Source organism: Falsiroseomonas oryzae, assembly GCF_027856955.1.
Lineage (GTDB): Bacteria > Pseudomonadota > Alphaproteobacteria > Acetobacterales > Acetobacteraceae > Falsiroseomonas > Falsiroseomonas oryzae.
This window is the reverse complement of sequence record NZ_JAPSMD010000087.1, coordinates 1-15,790: the sequence shown is the minus strand read 5'-3', so window position 1 is coordinate 15,790 and position 15,790 is coordinate 1. Positions and strand designations below refer to the sequence as shown.

At 72.8% G+C, this 15,790-nt stretch carries 19 protein-coding genes; 6 read left to right on the top strand and 13 right to left on the bottom strand.

Annotated elements, in window-relative coordinates; genetic code table 11:
• Positions 1-165 precede the first annotated feature (165 nt).
• Both OZN99_RS11360 and OZN99_RS11355 read right to left on the bottom strand, forming a co-directional pair.
• On the bottom strand, positions 166-729 hold the full coding sequence (locus OZN99_RS11360; protein ID WP_270935331.1) for a peroxiredoxin: 564 nt from the start codon (positions 727-729) through the stop codon (positions 166-168).
• A gap of 123 nt (positions 730-852) precedes the next feature.
• Positions 853-1,833, bottom strand: coding sequence for a lipid A deacylase LpxR family protein (locus OZN99_RS11355; protein WP_270935330.1), 981 nt, complete (start codon positions 1,831-1,833; stop codon positions 853-855).
• A 145-nt stretch (positions 1,834-1,978) separates the two neighbouring features.
• Here OZN99_RS11355 and OZN99_RS11350 point away from each other — a divergent pair, with 145 nt between their 5' ends.
• Complete coding sequence (locus tag OZN99_RS11350; RefSeq protein ID WP_270935329.1) at positions 1,979-2,257, top strand: hypothetical protein; 279 nt, start codon at positions 1,979-1,981, stop codon at positions 2,255-2,257.
• Between the two features lie 284 nt (positions 2,258-2,541).
• On the opposite strand, the gene OZN99_RS11345 is transcribed toward OZN99_RS11350, so the two are convergent.
• From OZN99_RS11345 to OZN99_RS11330, 4 genes are all read right to left on the bottom strand, one after another.
• On the bottom strand, positions 2,542-3,129 hold the full coding sequence (locus OZN99_RS11345) for a hypothetical protein (protein WP_270935328.1): 588 nt from the start codon (positions 3,127-3,129) through the stop codon (positions 2,542-2,544).
• A gap of 450 nt (positions 3,130-3,579) precedes the next feature.
• A complete protein-coding gene (gene lpxB, locus OZN99_RS11340) occupies positions 3,580-4,770 on the bottom strand; it encodes a lipid-A-disaccharide synthase (protein WP_270935327.1) in 1,191 nt (396 codons plus the stop codon).
• The gene (locus OZN99_RS11335) at positions 4,767-5,657 is read right to left on the bottom strand and encodes a carbon-nitrogen hydrolase family protein (RefSeq protein ID WP_408611823.1); all 891 of its coding nucleotides are present in this window, start codon (positions 5,655-5,657) and stop codon (positions 4,767-4,769) included. The genes lpxB and OZN99_RS11335 overlap by 4 nt, the downstream gene beginning before the upstream one ends.
• Positions 5,658-5,659: 2 nt before the next feature.
• Positions 5,660-6,262: a GNAT family N-acetyltransferase gene (locus tag OZN99_RS11330; protein ID WP_270935325.1), complete on the bottom strand. Its 603-nt coding sequence runs from the start codon at positions 6,260-6,262 to the stop codon at positions 5,660-5,662.
• Between the two features lie 48 nt (positions 6,263-6,310).
• Between OZN99_RS11330 and OZN99_RS11325 the strand changes: the two genes are divergently transcribed.
• Positions 6,311-6,580 carry a SemiSWEET family sugar transporter gene (locus OZN99_RS11325; protein WP_270935324.1) on the top strand — a complete coding sequence of 90 codons (270 nt, stop codon included), beginning with the start codon at positions 6,311-6,313 and terminating at the stop codon, positions 6,578-6,580.
• A 13-nt stretch (positions 6,581-6,593) separates the two neighbouring features.
• Here the strand turns inward: OZN99_RS11325 and OZN99_RS11320 are convergent, their stop codons facing one another.
• Entirely contained in the window at positions 6,594-7,643 is a 1,050-nt protein-coding gene (locus OZN99_RS11320; RefSeq protein ID WP_270935323.1) for a CobW family GTP-binding protein, read from the bottom strand.
• Entirely contained in the window at positions 7,640-8,089 is a 450-nt protein-coding gene (hisI, locus tag OZN99_RS11315) for a phosphoribosyl-AMP cyclohydrolase (RefSeq protein ID WP_270935322.1), read from the bottom strand. Before hisI ends, OZN99_RS11320 begins: the two co-directional genes overlap by 4 nt.
• A 67-nt stretch (positions 8,090-8,156) precedes the next feature.
• On the opposite strand from hisI, the gene OZN99_RS11310 reads away from it, so the two are divergent.
• Positions 8,157-8,675 (top strand): Fur family transcriptional regulator, encoded by a 519-nt coding sequence (locus OZN99_RS11310; RefSeq protein ID WP_270935321.1) that lies wholly within the window; start codon positions 8,157-8,159, stop codon positions 8,673-8,675.
• On the opposite strand, the gene OZN99_RS11305 is transcribed toward OZN99_RS11310, so the two are convergent.
• The 5 genes from OZN99_RS11305 to OZN99_RS11285 all read right to left on the bottom strand — a co-directional run bounded on the left by OZN99_RS11305 (position 8,668) and on the right by OZN99_RS11285 (position 12,665).
• Positions 8,668-9,147: a CAP domain-containing protein gene (locus tag OZN99_RS11305; RefSeq protein ID WP_270935320.1), complete on the bottom strand. Its 480-nt coding sequence runs from the start codon at positions 9,145-9,147 to the stop codon at positions 8,668-8,670. The two genes, OZN99_RS11310 and OZN99_RS11305, sit on opposite strands and share 8 nt — an antisense overlap.
• A 110-nt stretch (positions 9,148-9,257) precedes the next feature.
• Positions 9,258-10,442 carry a cystathionine beta-lyase gene (gene metC, locus OZN99_RS11300; protein WP_270935319.1) on the bottom strand — a complete coding sequence of 395 codons (1,185 nt, stop codon included), beginning with the start codon at positions 10,440-10,442 and terminating at the stop codon, positions 9,258-9,260.
• A complete protein-coding gene (locus OZN99_RS11295; RefSeq protein WP_270935318.1) occupies positions 10,442-11,290 on the bottom strand; it encodes a sulfurtransferase in 849 nt (282 codons plus the stop codon). The genes metC and OZN99_RS11295 overlap by 1 nt, the downstream gene beginning before the upstream one ends.
• A gap of 5 nt (positions 11,291-11,295) precedes the next feature.
• Positions 11,296-12,018 (bottom strand): alanyl-tRNA editing protein, encoded by a 723-nt coding sequence (locus OZN99_RS11290; protein WP_270935317.1) that lies wholly within the window; start codon positions 12,016-12,018, stop codon positions 11,296-11,298.
• A complete protein-coding gene (locus OZN99_RS11285; protein WP_270935316.1) occupies positions 12,015-12,665 on the bottom strand; it encodes an NUDIX domain-containing protein in 651 nt (216 codons plus the stop codon). The genes OZN99_RS11290 and OZN99_RS11285 overlap by 4 nt, the downstream gene beginning before the upstream one ends.
• Before the next feature lie 37 nt (positions 12,666-12,702).
• Here OZN99_RS11285 and OZN99_RS11280 point away from each other — a divergent pair, with 37 nt between their 5' ends.
• From OZN99_RS11280 to OZN99_RS11270, 3 genes are all read left to right on the top strand, one after another.
• Positions 12,703-13,605 carry a DMT family transporter gene (locus tag OZN99_RS11280; RefSeq protein ID WP_270935315.1) on the top strand — a complete coding sequence of 301 codons (903 nt, stop codon included), beginning with the start codon at positions 12,703-12,705 and terminating at the stop codon, positions 13,603-13,605.
• Positions 13,606-13,674: 69 nt separating this feature from the next.
• Positions 13,675-14,694, top strand: a complete 1,020-nt coding sequence (locus OZN99_RS11275; RefSeq protein WP_270935332.1) for an FkbM family methyltransferase — start codon at positions 13,675-13,677, stop codon at positions 14,692-14,694.
• Between the two features lie 101 nt (positions 14,695-14,795).
• A complete protein-coding gene (locus OZN99_RS11270; protein WP_270935314.1) occupies positions 14,796-15,659 on the top strand; it encodes a TylF/MycF/NovP-related O-methyltransferase in 864 nt (287 codons plus the stop codon).
• Positions 15,660-15,790: the final 131 nt, after the last annotated feature.

The following is a 15,790-nucleotide window of genomic DNA, read 5'->3' as shown; positions in this document are numbered from 1 at the left end:
GGCGGGGCGGCGGCGGCCCGGGGCGGCCTGAGGGGCTGTCGCGGGATCAGGCGGCAATGTCGCGGAAGGGCGGGGAGCGGACGCCCCCGCACCGGCCCGACGCCCGGAGACGGGGAAAAGCCGGGGCGCGAAGCGGTCGGCGGTGCGCCGACGCGCGGGTCGCAGTCAGCGCGGTGCCGCGGCGAGCCAGCGAACCGTTTCCTCCGCGCTGCGGTCGGGCGGGAAGACGGGGTAGAACACGTGCTCGATGCGGCCGTCGCGCACGATCAAGGTCAGGCGTCGGATGAGGGTCATGCCTTCCACCTCAAAGGTCGGGAGGCGGAGCGCCCGCGCGAAGCGCAGTTCTGCGTCGCTCAGCACCTCGAAGGGCAGGTGGAGCCGCTCCGCCATCTCACGCTGATAGTCGGTGGTCTGGGTGCTGAGCCCGAACACCCCGGTACCGAGGCGCGCGAGTTCGGCGTGGTGGTCGCGGAAGGCGCAGGACTGCGGGGTGCAGCCCCGTGCGCCCGGGATGCCATCCCAGCCTGCCGGCAGGGGCTCGTCGGGCCGTCCGGTGCGTGGATAGCAGTAGATGACGACGCGCCCCGGGGGCAGGGCGCCGAGGTCCACGTCGCGCCCCGCGGTCGAGGGTAGCACGACAGAGGGCATCGTCGTGCCGGGGAGGTGGTCGCAGGCGCCGTCGTCGGGCGGCGGCGGGAGGTCGGCGGGCAACTCGGTGAGGGACGCCATCGCGCTTTCTCGCTCGTATCGCTGGTGGTGGCCGCAAGATGGGGGTTCGCGCCGGAAGGGTCGCTAGCAGCCATTCCGCTGCCATTTCGAGAGAGGCTCCGAGCGGATCCCGCGCCCGCACCCTCAGAACCGCATCGCGACGCTCAGCGAGCCGAACTGCGCGACCTCGCGCTGCGCGGTGAACTCGTTGGAGCGGACGGTGTAGGTCGCGGTCAGCCGCGCCCAGGGCGTGAAGACCGCGACGCCCGCGCTGGCGTCGCCCACCCAGGTCTCGCGGTCCACGCTGCGGCTGTCGCGCCAGGTGTTGCCGTCGAGCGAGATGTCGCGCAGCACGGCGCGGCCCTCCACGCCGGCGAAGCCGTACCAGCCCCAGCGCCCGGTCGGTTCGTAGAACACCGAGCCGACCGAGACCGGGCGCACGCGCGGCGGGCCGAAATCGGCCTCCAGTTCCGTCCCCAGGCGCAGCATCAGCCCGGCGGCGGCGTAGGTGCTGACATTGCCGAGGCTGCCGGCGAGCGAGGGCACCAGCCCCACCGAGATGCCGTCCCAGCCGGTCGGGCGGTTGAAGCGCCACTGCCGCGTGGCCACGAGATTCACGCCGGGCTCGTCCTTGATCTGGTACGCCCAGCCCAGCGCCCGTTCGATGTTGAGCAGGTCGTGGGTGCCGTTCTGCACCTGCTCGCCCAGCGCGCCGGGCCCGACGATGCCGAGCTGCAGTTCGAGACTGCCCAGCGCCCGCTCGTTGTAGGAGACCAGCGTGACCGCGCCGTAGAGCCACGCGGCGTAGGGGCGGTCGGTGGGGTCGGGGTTGCGCAGCTCCGTGTCTTCAGGCGTCCACTTCTTCTGCCCGAAGCCGAGGCCCCAGCGCGTGGCGCCGCCAGGGAACAGCAGGCCCGGTCCGTTCGTCAGCCTGGCGAGCCAGTCCGGTGGGTCGTAGCTCGGCGAGCGCCAGGCGAAGAGGAAGCCGTTGGTGTAGTAGCGGTCGTTGCCGGAGAAGGTGTCGTTCTCCAGGATGAAGGCCCAGGTGCCGGCCGGGTCCGCGCCGGGCGCGGGCAGCCTGACATCCTGCGCCGCCGCGGGGGCGGCGAGCGCAGTCGCGATCACCCCCGCCGCCAGTCTCCACCATCCTTGGACCATGCCTGTCACCCCGCCCGCCGGCGGCCTGGGAAGCCGGTGGCGGGGGATGCGTCAAGGCACGATGGCCCGCCTGTGACGCCGGGCGCAGCGGCGGAACGCAGCGCCAAGCGGCGTGGCGCGTGCGCCCCGGCGTCAGGCGACGACGCCGAGCGCGAGCTTCACCAGCTCCGCCAGCGGCAGCGCCAGGAAGGCCAACGGCGGGGCGGAGGCGCTGGCGGCGATGCCGGACTTCGGCGTGGATCGGGCGAGCTGGACCGACCATGACAGCCTGGAGGCCGAGCAGGCGGGCTTCGTGGCGGCCTGCCTCGACGCCGTGCCGCCGGTGGTCCGGGCGCGCGAGGGGATCGCGGCGCTCAAGGTCGCGCTGGCGGTGGAGGCGGCGATCGGCTGAGGCGCCACTTTGGACCTTTATCGGCGCGCGGCGGATCGGCTTCGGACAAAGTCCCGATCCGGGGCGGGGTGGGCTCGCCTCGCTGGCCCGTCGGTCAACGGCGCGAGGCGGAGGCCGCACCCGGCAGGCGGTTGGACCGTTCGGGATGGGCGGGCAGGGGACGCGGCGGGTTCACGGTTTCAAGGAGCGCGCCGGCACCTCGGGGGTGCGGCATTCCTTCCTGCGATCGCGTGAAGGTGTCGTCCGCGTCCAGCGGATTCGACGCTGCCACGACGCCGTGGCGGCTACCGGCGCTGACGCACCATCGCAAGGCCGAGCAGGCCGGCGCCGAACAGCACGGCGGCGCCCGGCGCGGGCACCGCGACCGCCGAGATCGTCCAGTTGGAGCGTTCGTCGGGTTGGCCGGCGTAATCGAGCCTGGCGCCGGTGGAGACTTCAAGGACGTTCGCGAAGAACTGGGGCGATCCCGGCCCGAGGTTGTCGGTGTTGTTCGCATCGGTGTCGTAAAAGAACGTCCGCGTGAAAGCGCCCGACGCATCCGTCCGGAATATGGGGTCGAAGGAGCCCTGGAAGGGAGAGTTGAAGGTCGCCACGTAACTCCCCACGGTCGCGATCGCCGACACGATGTGGGAAGCGTTCCAGGACTGCGAGATCGTCGTCGTGCCGCCATTGTCGACGACCACCCTGAGCGTCAGCAGGTCGCCATCGTTCACGCCCGGGACCGGCGACGGCAACAGCGGACTGATGACGTTGGTGACGGTGGTCTGGAAGGTCATCACGAACGGCGCCGCGAGCGCGCCGCCCGCGAAGCCGGCCTGCAGAAGCATGACGAGGACCGCGATGAGGCCCCCGCGCCGAGATGTTGCGACCATCCGATGTCTCTCCCTGGCGGTGCGTTCGCAGAAGGAGTCCGCGCGTCGCGGATCGCGACATTAACTGAATTTTAGCAACACGCGCGCGTCGCACAAGGCGCTTCCGATGCGAGGGAATGCCGGCCTGTCCGGCGCGTCGCGGGCGGCGGGCGGTGCCGTGGCGGTGGCAGCGCGCGCGAGGGGATGGCGGCGCCGAAGGTGGCGCTGGCGGTTGAGGGCGCGATCGGCGGAGGCGCCACTTTGCCTCTTTAGCGGCACGCCGCGGGTCGGCTTCGGACGAAGTCCCGATCCGGGGCGGGCTGGGCTTGGCTGACCGACCGGTCGGTCAATGGCGCGATGCAACTGGCGGACGAGGCAGACCGTTGGACCGCTCGGGATGGGCGGGGAGGCGGCGCGGCGGATTCACGGTTTCAAGGGGCGCGCCGCCATCCGAAGATGCGGCAGTCGTTCCTATGATGGCGTGCCGCCGGATGCCGCGTCCGGGGGATCCCGCGCCAGCGCCGCCAGCACCACCTCCGCCGCCGCCTCGCTCGGCGCGAGGCCCGGCGGATGCAGAAGGTCCAGCACGCCGCGGAAGGCATCGCGCTGCGCCTCGGCGGCCGGAGGCTCGGCCAGCAGGCGATGCAGGCCCTCGGCCAGTGCCTCGGGCGTCGCGAAGCGCTGGAGGTATTCCGGCACGATCTCGCGCTCGGCCAGCAGGTTGACCAGCGAGGCGAAGGGCACGCGGGCCAGCCGCTCGACGATCCAGGCGGTGACCGGGTTGACCTTGTAGGCGACGACATGCGGCACGCCGGCGACCGCCATCTCCAGGCTGGACGTGCCGGACTTGATCAGGCCCGCGCCGCCGGATTGCGCGACCGCGGCGAAGGCGTCGTGCTTGGCCGCGAGCGAGGCCGCCAGGATCGGCCTTCCCGGCCAGCCGACGACGCCGGCGCGCACCGCCTCCTCCACCACCGGGGAGACGGCCACCACCGGGCGCAGGCCGGGGACGCGGTCCGCCAGCAGGTTCAGCGCGGCGCCGAACAGCGGCAGCAGGCGGCGTGTTTCGACGCGGCGGCTGCCGGGCATCACCAGCAGCAGGCGGTCGCCCTCCGCCACGCCGTGCGTCGCGCGGAAGCGCGCGGCGTCCCCTGCATCGGCGCCGCTCTCCAGCACGGGATGGCCGACGAAGCTGGCGGGGATGCCGGCCTGGTCGAAGATCACTGGCTCGAAGGGCAGCAGGCAGAGCACGCGGTCCACGCGGGCGCGGATCTTCTCGATGCGGCCAGGGCGCCAGGCCCAGATCTGCGGCGCGACGTAGTGGACCACGGGGATGCCGAGCGGCTTCACGCGCTCCGCCAGGCGCATGGCGAAGCCCGGGCTGTCGATGGTGACGAGCACGGCGGGGCGCCTGGCCTCGATGTCCTGCACCGTCTGCGCCAGGCGCCGCGCCAGGCCGCGGATCTTGGGCAGCACCTCGACCAGGCCCATCAGCGCCAGTTCGCGCATCGGGAAGAGGCTGGGCATGCCCTGTTCGGCGAGGCGCTCGCCGCCGATGCCGGCGAAGGCGAGGTCCGGGCGGCGCGCGCGCAGCGCGGCGACGAGACGGGCGCCGAGCGCGTCGCCGGAGGCCTCGCCGGCGACGATGTAGACCAGCGTCACGCGAACACCGCCGGCATGGGCGCGGGGATGGGGCGGCGGGGCCAGTCGCGGTGGTTGCGGACCGCGCCGTGCTGGCGGACCTCCTCGAGCTTCGCGGGATCGAGCGCGCAGAACACCCAGCCGGCCTCGTCCGGCGTGCCAGCCGCCAGCACGCCGTCCTCGGGGAAGCCGCGGTCGGCCGGGCCGAACACCGCGGCCTGGCCGCGGTTGACGTCGAGCGCGGCGGACCACGGCGCCTCGCCGACGGTCGGCGTCGTCGCGACGTAGCACTGGTTCTCGATGGCGCGGGCCGCGGCGGAGACGCGCACGCGCGTCGCGCCGTGCCGGCTGTCGGTGCAGGAGGGTGCCAGGATCAGCCAGGCGCCGGCCTCGACCTGTGCGCGCACATGCTTCGGGAACTCCACATCGTAGCAGATGGAGACGCCGAGCCGCCCCCAGGGTGTGTCGAAGACATTGGGCGGCGCGCCGGCCTGGATGCCCCAGCGCTCGTCCTCGAATCGGGTCATGGTGCGCTTCTCCTGGAAGGCGCAGCGTCCGTCCGGTGCGATCAGCGGCGCGCGGGCGACGATGCGCTCGCCGTTGCGCATGGGCAGGGTGCCCGCCAGCAGCCAGGTGCCGGCACGTCGCGCGGCGGCGCGCATCTCGGCCAGGATCGCGTCGGCATGGGCGACCATGGCGGCGAGTTCGGTCGGTTCGTCCGTGGCATCCCGCCCGACCAGCGCGGCGCCGAGCTCGACGCAGGCATATTCCGGCAGGACGAGCAGGTCGGCGCGCGGCGCGGCCTCGGCCAGCCAGCGGTCCAGCTTGGCGCCGAAGGCCGCGATAGAGGCTGGCTTCTCCACCGGATATTGCAGCAGGCCGAGGCGGAGCGGCTTCGCGGGCGGCACCGTCACGCGCGCAGGTCCTTGATCCAGAATGACAGGACATGCGGCGTCTCCTCCGCCGCGCCGACCTCCTTCCAGTCGAAGGACACGGTCAGCTCCGGCCGCGGCGCGTAGCCGCGCTTCCGCCAGAACTCGTCGAGCGGCACGTAGCCGGCCGGGCGGCGCGGGTCGGCGGGGTCGCGGCGCACCGCGCAGAAGGCGGCGAAGCGCAGGCCGAGGCTGTTCGCATGCGCCTCGCGCTCGGCGAAGAAGCGCACCCCGGCGCCGCGGCCGCGATACGCCGGCAGCAGGACGGATTCGCCGAAGTAGCAATGCGCCGCCGGGTCGAGGCCGGCGGCCTCGAAGGCGTCGCGCACGGGGGCATGGCCTTGCGTCATCGGCTCGCAGGTCGCCGCACCCACCACCTTCTCCCCGTCCCGGCAGACCACCACGGCCGCGCCCGGCGCATCGGCATAGGCGCGGAGGTAGCGCCGCTCATAGGCCTCGTCGCCCTCATACAGGTAGGGCCATTCGCGGAACACCGCGATGCGCAGCCGCGCCAGGTCGGGCAGCAGTGGGTGCAGCGCGGCGCCGGCGAGCGTCTGGAAGCCGAGATGGACGGGCGACATGCCCCGGTGCATACGCACGACCCCGCGCAGGTGGAAGGGGATCCAGGCTTGGAGGCGGCGCATCTGGTCGGCGCGCTGGCGGCGATCCTGACCACCGGGGCCTTCGTGCCGCAGGTCGTGCGGACCTGGCGGACCGGCTCGGCGCGCGACTTCTCCTATGGCCTGCTGGCGATGCTGATCCTCGGCAACACGCTGTGGCTGACCTACGGCGTGATGTCCGGGTCGCCGGCGCTGGTCGCGGCGAATGTCGTCACCGTGCCGATGACGCTGTATCTGCTGGTGGTGAAGCTGAGGGGCGGGGCGGTCGGACGCCGCTGACCGCCGCGGGCCGTCAGCCGGCGGCGAGCGTGCTCCGGTCCTCGGCGGCGCGCAGGAAGGCGGCCAGCCCGTCCTCGACCACCTTCGGGTCCAGGTCGCGCAGGATGAACACCAGCCGAGACCGGCGCGGCTCGCCCTCCGGCCAGGGGGCCAGGCGGCGGGGCGGGTGGAAGACCGACTGCACGCCATGCACCACCACCGGCCGCTCCTCCCCCTGCAGGTCGAGCAGGCCCTTCACCCGCAGGACCGAGGCGCCGCGGGTGGTGGCCAGCATCTCCAGCCAGCCGGCCACGCCTTCCCACGGGAGCGGGCGGTCCCAGGCGAGGCAGAGCGCCCGGATCGACGCCCCGTGGCGGTTGGGGTCGTGCCCAGGGTGCGCATGCTGATGGTGGTGGTCATGCACCGGCGCGGCGGCGCCGATCCAGCGCGCGACGTCAGGCGCCTTTGCGGCGGGGTCGAAGGGGCCGGCCGCCAGGATCGCGTCCGGCGGAACCGCGCCCTGCACCGCGGTCAGGATGGGCGCCACCGGGTTCAGCGCGCGCAGCCGGGCGGTCAGCGCGGCGACGGCCTCTGGCGGGGCGAGGTCGGTCTTGCTCAGCACGATGCGGTCGGCGACGGCGGCCTGGCGCACCGCCTCCTCCTGGCTGTCGAGCGTGGCGGCGCCGGCGACGGCATCCACTACCGTCACCACGCCGTCCAGCGCGAAGCGGGCACCCATGCGCGGATCGGCCATCAGCGTGGCGAGGATCGGCGCGGGGTCGGCGAGGCCGGTCGTCTCCACCACCACGCGGCGGATCGACCGCCCGTCCAGCACGCGCTGCCACAGCCCCTCCAGCGCGCGCAGCAGGTCGCCGCGCACGGTGCAGCAGAGGCAGCCGGCATTGAGCAGCACCGCTTCCCCGTCCAGCCGTTCCACCAGCAGGTGATCGAGGCCGATCTCGCCGAACTCGTTGACCAGCACGGCGGTGTCGGCCAGCGCCGGGTGGCCGAGCAGGGCGTTCAGGAGCGTCGTCTTGCCGGCGCCGAGGAAGCCGGTGAGGACGGTGAGGGGGATGGCCGTCACGACCGGTACAGCGCCTCCGGCGCCACCTCGGGCCGGGTCAGCTCGGCCAGGGCGTCGTCGCGGATCGCGCGGTAGAAGCAGCTGCGGCGGCCGGTGTGGCAGGCCACCCCGGTCTGGTCCACCAGCGCCAGCAGCGCATCCCCGTCGCAATCGAGACGGATGTCCAGCAGGCGCTGCACCTGGCCGGAGGTCTCGCCCTTCCGCCACAGCGCCTGGCGGGACCGGGACCAGTAGGTGACGCGGCCCGTGGCCAGCGTCTCGGCCAGCGCGGCGCGGTTCATCCAGGCCATCATCAGCACCTCCCCGGTGTCGTGCTGCTGGGCGATGCAGGCGACCAGGCCGTGGCTGTCGAAGCGCACGGCGTCCAGCAGCGCAGCGCGAGCCGGGGCGGCGGGCAGCTCCGCCGGGGGAGGGGCGCCCGGCGGCCCGGGCGGCGTGGCAGGCATGGCAGGATCTCCGCTGCGGCGTTACACCATATCATCCCGGGGTGGCCGGGACCAAAGAGGGCCTGACATGGCTGGCACCACGACGGGACCAGGCGAGGCGGCGCTGGAGGCGGCGCTGGACCGCGCCGCGGCAGGCTGCCTCGCGCGCGGGGCGCAGCTGACCGAGCTGCGCCGGCAGGTGCTGAAGCTGGTGCTGGCCTCGCCGCATCCGGTCGGCGCCTATGCGCTGCTGGACCAGCTGCGCGCAGCCCGGCCGGGCGCCGCGCCGCCGACGGTCTACCGGGCGCTGGACTTCCTGCAGGAACAGGGGCTGGTCCATCGGGTGGAGCGGCTGAACGCCTTCGTCGGCTGCGCGGGGCCGGAGGCGCACCACCATTGCGGCCATGGCCACGACCATCCGCACCAGTTCCTGATCTGCGGCAGCTGCGGCGCCACGGCCGAGATCTGCGACGACCGTGTCGCCGCCGCGGTGGCGGATGCCGCGCGGGCGGCGGGGTTCTTTCCAGTGCGCACCACGGTGGAGGTGGAGGGGCGCTGCGCGGCCTGCGCCGCGATGACGCAGGCCGCGCCGGCGGCCGTCAGATGAACCAGCTGTCCGGCTCGGCCGCTTCCGACGCGGTGGGCCGGCCGAAATTCTCTGTGACGAAGATCGCCGGCATGCCCCGGTAGTCGCCCTGGGTGATGCCGAGGCCGATCTCGGTGAAGGTGCCGTTCAGGATGTTCGCCCGGTGGCCCGACGAGTTCATCAGCATGGTGTGCAGCCGTTCCACATCCGCCGCGTCGAGCGTGGCGGCGGAGCCGCCGGCGATACAGGCGATGTTCTCGCCGGCCGCGCGCCAGCCGTAGCCGTCCGCCGTCATCCGCGCCGCCGGCGAGCTGCCGCCCGCGCCCGTGTGGGAGAAGACGTCGTTCGCCACCATCCAGTCGCTGTGCCGGCCCGCGGAACTGACAAGCTCGGCGTCGAAGGCCAGCGGATCGCGCCCGGCCTCGGCCCTTGCACGGTTGATGAGGTCGAGAAGGAGGTTCTCCCACTGGGAGACGCCCGAGGTGTCGGCCATTGGCCCTGCTCCGCGTGTTGCCGCGGTGCTGATAGGAAGGCGGCGCCGGCCCCGCGACTGCAAAGACACGGGGCGGAAGCCCCACCGGCGGTTGTGCGGCGGCGCGGGCGTCAGCGCGGCAGCAGCGCCAGTCCCTGCTCCAGATCCGCGACGAGGTCGGCGACGTCCTCGAGCCCGATATGCAGGCGCACGCCCTGGCCGGCCGGCATGCGCGTCGCGCTGCGGGTGATGGCGGGGTTGGTGGGCAGGGCCAAGCTCTCGTAGCCGCCCCAGGACGCGCCGATGCCGAACAGCTTCAGGCCGTCCACGAAGCGGAAGATGTCGCCTTCCGTGTAGCGGGGCTGGAAGACCACGCCGAACAGGCTGCAGGCCCCGGTGAAGTCGCGCTTCCAGATGGCGTGGCCGGGATCCTCCGGCAGCGCCGGATGGCGCACCGCGGCGACCTCCGGCCGGGCCTGCAGCCAGCGCGCGACCTCCAGCGCCGCCGCCTCCTGGTGGGCCAGGCGCACGGCCATGGTGCGGGCGCCGCGCAGCGCCAGCCAGCAATCGTCGGGGCTGGCGTAGTGGCCCATGGCGCTGGCCGCGCCGCGCACGGCGAGGTGATGCGCCTCGGTGTTCACGGTGATGGAGCCGAGCAGGATGTCGGAATGGCCGCCGACATACTTGGTCAGCGCCTGGATCGAGACGTCGCAGCCCTTGGCGAAGGGCTGGAAGTGATGGATTCCCCAGGTGTTGTCGAGCATCGCGACCGCCCCGCGCGCATGCGCCAGCGCGGCGAGCGCGGGGACGTCCTGCATCTCGAAGGTGTGGGTGCCCGGGCTTTCCAGGTAGAGCACGCGCGTGTTCGGGCGGAACAGCGGCGCCAGCGCCTCCGGCGTGGCGGTCGGGTCGTAGAAGGTCGTCTCGATGTTCCAGCCGGCCAGCATCCCTTCGGCCAGGGCGCGCGCCGGGCCGTACACGCTGTCCGGCATCAGGCAGTGGTCGCCGGCCTTGAGGAAGGCCAGCAGCGGCACGGCGATGGCGGCGAGCCCGGTGCCGACGATGGTGCAGTGCGACCCACCCTCGATCTGCGCGACCATGTCCTCCAGCGCGTAGTGGGTGGGGCCGCCGGCGGTGCCGTAGGTCATCACCCGCTCGAAGCGGCGCTTGGCGTTGGCCAGGCGGTCCGCGACGGAGGGCTGCAGCACGGTGGAGCCGCGATGCAGCGGCGGGTTCACGAAGCCATGGCTGCGCACCGGCGGGCGGGAGCCATGCGTCAGGCGCGTCGCGAAGCCGCGCTTGGTCTCCTCCGTCATCACGCCGTTGCCTTCGGGGTCTCGGGGCGGGAGGCCCATTCGGTCCAGGAGCCGTCATAGACGGCCGGTTCCGGCAGGCCGGCGCGTACCGCGCCGAGCGCCAGCACGCAGGCCGTCACGCCGGTGCCGCAGGTCGTGACGAGGGGGCGCGCATCGTCGGCGCCGCGCGCCTCGAACAGCGTGCGGATGGCGCCAGGGTCCTTCATCGTGCCGTCGGCGTTCAGCAACTCGGTGAAGGGCAGCGAGGCGGCGCCGGGCATGTGGCCGGATTGCAGGCCGGGGCGCGGTTCCGGCGCCGCGCCGTCGAACCGCGCCTTGCTCCGGGCATCCAGGATCAGCGCCTCCCCGCCGCCCTGGCGCACGATGCGCTTCACGTCGCCGATGCCGGCCAGCCGCCGCGCGATGAGGTCCGGCACGAAGCGCGCGGGCGCGGCGGGCTGCGGATCGCCGGATTCCAGCGCGCGGCCCTCGGCCTTCCACTTCGGCAGGCCGCCATCCAGCACGGCCACGGCCTCGTGCCCGAACAGGCGCAGCAGCCACCAGATCCGGGGCGCGGATTGCAGCCCCTTCTGGTCGTAGGCGACGACGCGCGTGCCGTTCGAGACGCCGAGTGCGCCGATCACCTTCGCGAAGCGCGCGGGCGTGGGCACCATGTGCGGCAGCGGGTCCTCGATGTCGGCAAGCTCGTCGAGGTCGGCGAAGCGGGCGCCCGGGATGTGCGCCTTGCGGAACTCGGTCAGACCGTCCAGCGGCGCCTCGTTCGGCAGGTATTTCGTGCAGTCCAGCACGACGAGGTCCGGCCTGCCGAGCTCGGTCGCGAGCCAAGCGGTGGAGACGAGGTTGTCCATGCGGCTCAATCCACCAGGATGAAGTTGATGCGCCGGTTCTGCCGGCCCTTGGATTCCAGCTTCGTCACCTCGACGCGCCCGATCTCCGACAGGCGGCGCACATGCGTCCCGCCGCAGGGCTGCAGGTCGATCGGCCTGTCCTCCGGCCCGATGCGCACCAGCCGGATACGGCCCGCGCCGCGCGGCGGCTGGACCGAGAGCGTGCGGACCATGGCCGGGTTCGCATCCAGCTCCTCCTCCGTGATCCAGGTGGAGCCGGTGGGGTGGTCCTCGGCGATCAGCGCGTTCAGCCGCTCGGTGAACCATTCCTTCGCGGGCGGTTCCGGCAGGTCGAAGTCGAGGCGCGACTTCTCCGCGCCGATCTGGTTGCCGGTGGCGTAGATGCCCGGCAGCACGCTGCACAGCAGGTGCATGGTGGTGTGCATGCGCATGTGGCGGTGGCGCCGTTCCCAGTCCAGCGCGACCGCGACCTCCGCGCCGACCGGCGGCGGCGCCGCGCCGGGGGAGAGGCTGTGCAGGATGGCGCCGGCCTCGCCCTTGATCGCCTCGGCCACCGTTGCCTCCCCGCCGTCCCAGCGCAGCGTCCCGGTGTCGCCGGGCTGGCCGCCGCTGCGGGCGTAGAGGACGGTGCGGTCGAGGAGCACCCCCTTCTCCTCCACCGCGATCACGCGGGCGGTGCAGTCCTTCAGGTAGGCGTCGGCGGTGAAGAGCGGTTCGGTGGGGGTCATCGTTGCGTCCATTCCGCGCGCAGCCGCGCGCGGTTGAGTTGCAGCCAGAGCAGGGCGAGGGCGGCGGGCGCGCCGTCCAGCCGGTTCTCCGCCACCATGCGGAAGGCGTCCTCGGCCGGCAGCACGACGACGCGCGTCTCCTCATGCTCGGAATCGAGGCCGTGGGTGCCGGTGCCTTCGCCCGAGAGGTCCACATGGGCGCAGAAGAAGTGCACAACCTCGTCGCAGCCGCCGGGCATCAGCAGAAAGGCGCCGATCCTGGCGACCGCCTTCGCGTCCAGCCCCGCTTCCTCCCGCAATTCGCGGATGCCGGCGAGCGCCGGATCCTCCCCGGGTTCCAGCAGGCCGGCGGGACATTCGGTCTGGATGCCGGGCAGGCCGGCGGCATGGGCGGGAAGCCGGAACTGCTCGATGAGCGCGACGCGGTCCGAGGCGGGGTCGTAGGGCAGCATCAGCACGCCGCGGCCGCGCCGCCACAACTCCCAGGTCAGCAGGCCGGAGAGGCTGCCGTCGAAGCGCGCGTAGCGGAAGCGCACGCGCTGCATGGCGAAACGGTTGGCATAGACAATCTCGTCGGCCTCCACCGCGAGGCCCTCGGCAGGCGGGATCGGCGGGGCGAGGCGGTGGCGGGGCAGGCTGGCGCTCATGCCCGGCGGAACCTACCGTCGGGGTCCAGGAACGTCCATGACCCCTCCCGACACTGCCGGCCCTGCCAGCGCCAACCGGCGGGCCATCCTGCTGCTGCTGGCCGCGGCGGCCACCTTCACCCTGGCCGCGGCCAGCGTGAAGGCGCTGGAGGGGGCGATCCCGCTGGCGCAGGTGATCATGGCGCGCAACCTGTTCGCGCTGCCCATCCTGCTGCTGCTGGTGCCGCGCAGCGGTGGACTGGCGGCGCTGAGGCCGCGGGCGCCGGGGCTGCACGCGCTGCGCACGCTGTTCGGCATGACGGGGATGGTGGGCGCCTTCGCCGCCTATACCTACCTGCCGCTGGCCACCGCCACGGTGCTGGGCTTCACCATGCCGCTGTTCCTGACCGCGCTGTCGGTGGTGGTGCTGCGGGAGAGGGTGGGCTGGCGGCGCTGGACGGCGGTGATGGTGGGCTTCGCGGGGGTGGTGCTGGTGGCGCGCCCAGGCGCGGACCAGGCGGCGCTGCCCCTGGTGCCGGTGCTGCTGGCGCTGCTGGGGGGGCTGGGCTGGGCGCTGGCGATGATGTCGATCCGCCGGCTGGGCGAGGCCGGGGAGCCCGGGGTGACGATCGTGATCTGGTTCGCGATCGGCAGCGCGCTGGCCTCGGGCCTCGCGACCCTTCCGGTCTGGGTGGACCCGACGCCGCGGCAATGGGCGCTGCTCGTGGGCATCGGCGTGGTCTCCGCCGTGGCGCAGCTGCTGATGACGGAGGCCTATCGCCGCGGCGAGACGACGCTGCTGGCGCCCTTCGAGTATTCGGCGCTGCTGTGGACGATGCTGCTGGGCGGGGCGATCTGGGGCGAGTGGCCGGGGCCGGTGGACCTGCTGGGTTTCGCGGTGCTGGTGGGGGCCGGGCTGTTCATCTGGTGGCGGGAGGTGAGGCTGGGGGTGCGGCGGTGAGGGGCGGCGGCCTTGTCACCGAGCCTGGGGGGGTGCGAAGAGGGAGACGGCTTCATCCCGAGGTTGCAGATGGCGGAAACTTCCGCGCAGGCGAACGGCACCGAGATACCGGTGCGCACGGTCGAAACACGTTACGGATCCATGAAGATCTTCGCCAACGACACGGGGGCCGCACCGCGCTCGCTCGCGATCTATGGCGAGTGGGCGGAGCACGAAATCGCCTTCCTGAAGTCGTTCCTGGAGCCCGGGGCGACCGTGGTCGATGCCGGCGCCTTCGTCGGCACGCACACGCTGTCCTTCTCGCGGATCGTCGGCCCCGATGGCATGGTGGTGTCCTTCGAGGCGCAGGCGGAAACCTTCGCGCTGCTGCGGGACAACGTGTCGGTCAACGGCGCCACGAACGTGCGACTGGAGAACGCCGCTGTCATGGATCGGGTCGGGGAGCTTCAGGGCGCTGCCATCGATCCGACGCATGAGAACAGCTTCGGCAGCGCCTCCCTCGTCGATCCTGCCGCGACCGACCATGCCGGCGTCAGCCGGGTGATGCGGGCGACCACGATCGACGCGCTCGGGCTCGCCGCCTGCGCTCTGATCAAGATCGACGTCGAGGGAGCGGAGGACGCGGTGATACGCGGCGCCGCCGAGACGATCCGGCGCTTCTCCCCGGTGATCTTCGCGGAATGCAACTCGGTCGAGGCAGGCCTTCGCACGCTGGCCGAGCTGCGGGCGCTCGGCTATGTCGTGCGCCTGCACGTCGCCGACGCCTTCAACGCCGACAACTTCCGCGCCGTCCGCGACAACATGTTCGGAAACGCGCGCGAGGCGTCGCTCGTCGGTGTGCCTGCGGCGCAGAGCGGCCGCCTCGACCGGCTGGCTCCGAAGCCCTGGGAGATGCTGCTCGCCATCGAGACCGCGGACGACCTCGTGCTCGGCATGCTCAACAAGCCGCAATATCTCGAGGTCCTGCAGGCCGGTGCTGCTGCGCGCACCGGAGGCGAGGCGTGGCTTCGAAGCCAGGTCGTCGTGCCGCGGCGCTATGGTGTCTCGGGTCGCCTGGAGCGCGCGCTGGACGCCCTTCTCGGCCGGTAGTCGCAATGACGAAGAGTTTTCCGCCAGCAGCCTGAGCGGCTGACCACTCCGGTCGGCACAGCGGGGTATATCGGACCCATAACGCAACGCGAACGGTGCCGATGCCACAGGCGACGATACTGGACCGCTTCCGGTCCTTCGCCCGCAAGCCACCGCGTGACATGGTGCGGGCGGTGCAAGCCACGCTGACCCATCTCGGCCGCCGGCTGCGCGGGACGGGGGATGGGCTGGCGCCGGGGCTCGCCTGGCCGCTGCTGCCGCCGCGCGCCCTCCGCCACCGATTCTACGCGGCCGCCCGGCCCGACGCGGATGCCGAGTTCGACCGCTATCCCGAGCTGGCGGAGCTGATCGGCCCCTGGCTGCGCCACAACGCCCGCAACAACCAGGGCGACCTGCCCCGCCTCTACGCCCTGATGCTCAACATCCGCCAGGTGATGGAGGAGGAGGTGCCGGGCGACTTCGCGGAGCTCGGCGTCTATCGCGGCAACTCCGCCGCGGTCCTGGCGCATTACGCCCGCCGGCACGGGCGGGAGGTGTTCCTGTTCGACACCTTCGCCGGCTTCGATGCCGCCGATCGTCGGGGCATGGACGCGGCCGCGCCCGCCGCGTTCGGTGACACCTCGCTCGACCTCGTGCGCGCCAATGTCGGGGCGGAGCGGATGCGCTTCTTCCCGGGCTATTTTCCCGGCACCGTCACGGAGGAGGTCGCAGCGCGGCGCTTCGCCGTGGTGCATGTCGATTGCGACCTGCACGAGCCGATGAAGGCGGCGCTGGAGTTCTTCCATCCGCGCCTCTCACCGGGCGGGCTGATGATCCTGCACGACTACGCCAATCCGCATTGGCCGGGCGCCAAGGCGGCGGCGGACGGCTTCGTGCGGCGGGTGGATGCGCAGCTCGTGCTCATGCCCGACAAGTCCGGCACGGCCATGCTGCGCAAGCCGCGCCACGCCGCAGCGGCCGGATAGGCCGGCGGGCTCCGGCCCGCTACGCGCTCGCCCGCCCCGCCGCCGCCTTCGCCACCATCCGCGCCACGCGCTGGGTCAGCGGGTGGTCGGGATGCGCGCTGCGCAGCACGGCCAGGTGCGCCTCCGCCGTG

Coding starts and splice junctions, on each gene's coding strand:
- OZN99_RS11330 (WP_270935325.1), bottom strand. CDS start 6,262: ATGTCGCCCGTCCATCTCGGCTTCCAGACGCTCGCCGGCGCCGCGCTG.
- OZN99_RS11295 (WP_270935318.1), bottom strand. CDS start 11,290: ATGGACAACCTCGTCTCCACCGCTTGGCTCGCGACCGAGCTCGGCAGG.
- OZN99_RS11305 (WP_270935320.1), bottom strand. CDS start 9,147: ATGGCCGACACCTCGGGCGTCTCCCAGTGGGAGAACCTCCTTCTCGAC.
- metC (WP_270935319.1), bottom strand. CDS start 10,442: ATGACGGAGGAGACCAAGCGCGGCTTCGCGACGCGCCTGACGCATGGC.
- hisI (WP_270935322.1), bottom strand. CDS start 8,089: ATGCCTGCCACGCCGCCCGGGCCGCCGGGCGCCCCTCCCCCGGCGGAG.
- OZN99_RS11270 (WP_270935314.1), top strand. CDS start 14,796: ATGCCACAGGCGACGATACTGGACCGCTTCCGGTCCTTCGCCCGCAAG.
- OZN99_RS11360 (WP_270935331.1), bottom strand. CDS start 729: ATGGCGTCCCTCACCGAGTTGCCCGCCGACCTCCCGCCGCCGCCCGAC.
- OZN99_RS11275 (WP_270935332.1), top strand. CDS start 13,675: ATGGCGGAAACTTCCGCGCAGGCGAACGGCACCGAGATACCGGTGCGC.
- OZN99_RS11280 (WP_270935315.1), top strand. CDS start 12,703: ATGACCCCTCCCGACACTGCCGGCCCTGCCAGCGCCAACCGGCGGGCC.
- OZN99_RS11310 (WP_270935321.1), top strand. CDS start 8,157: ATGGCTGGCACCACGACGGGACCAGGCGAGGCGGCGCTGGAGGCGGCG.
- OZN99_RS11290 (WP_270935317.1), bottom strand. CDS start 12,018: ATGACCCCCACCGAACCGCTCTTCACCGCCGACGCCTACCTGAAGGAC.
- OZN99_RS11285 (WP_270935316.1), bottom strand. CDS start 12,665: ATGAGCGCCAGCCTGCCCCGCCACCGCCTCGCCCCGCCGATCCCGCCT.
- OZN99_RS11345 (WP_270935328.1), bottom strand. CDS start 3,129: ATGGTCGCAACATCTCGGCGCGGGGGCCTCATCGCGGTCCTCGTCATG.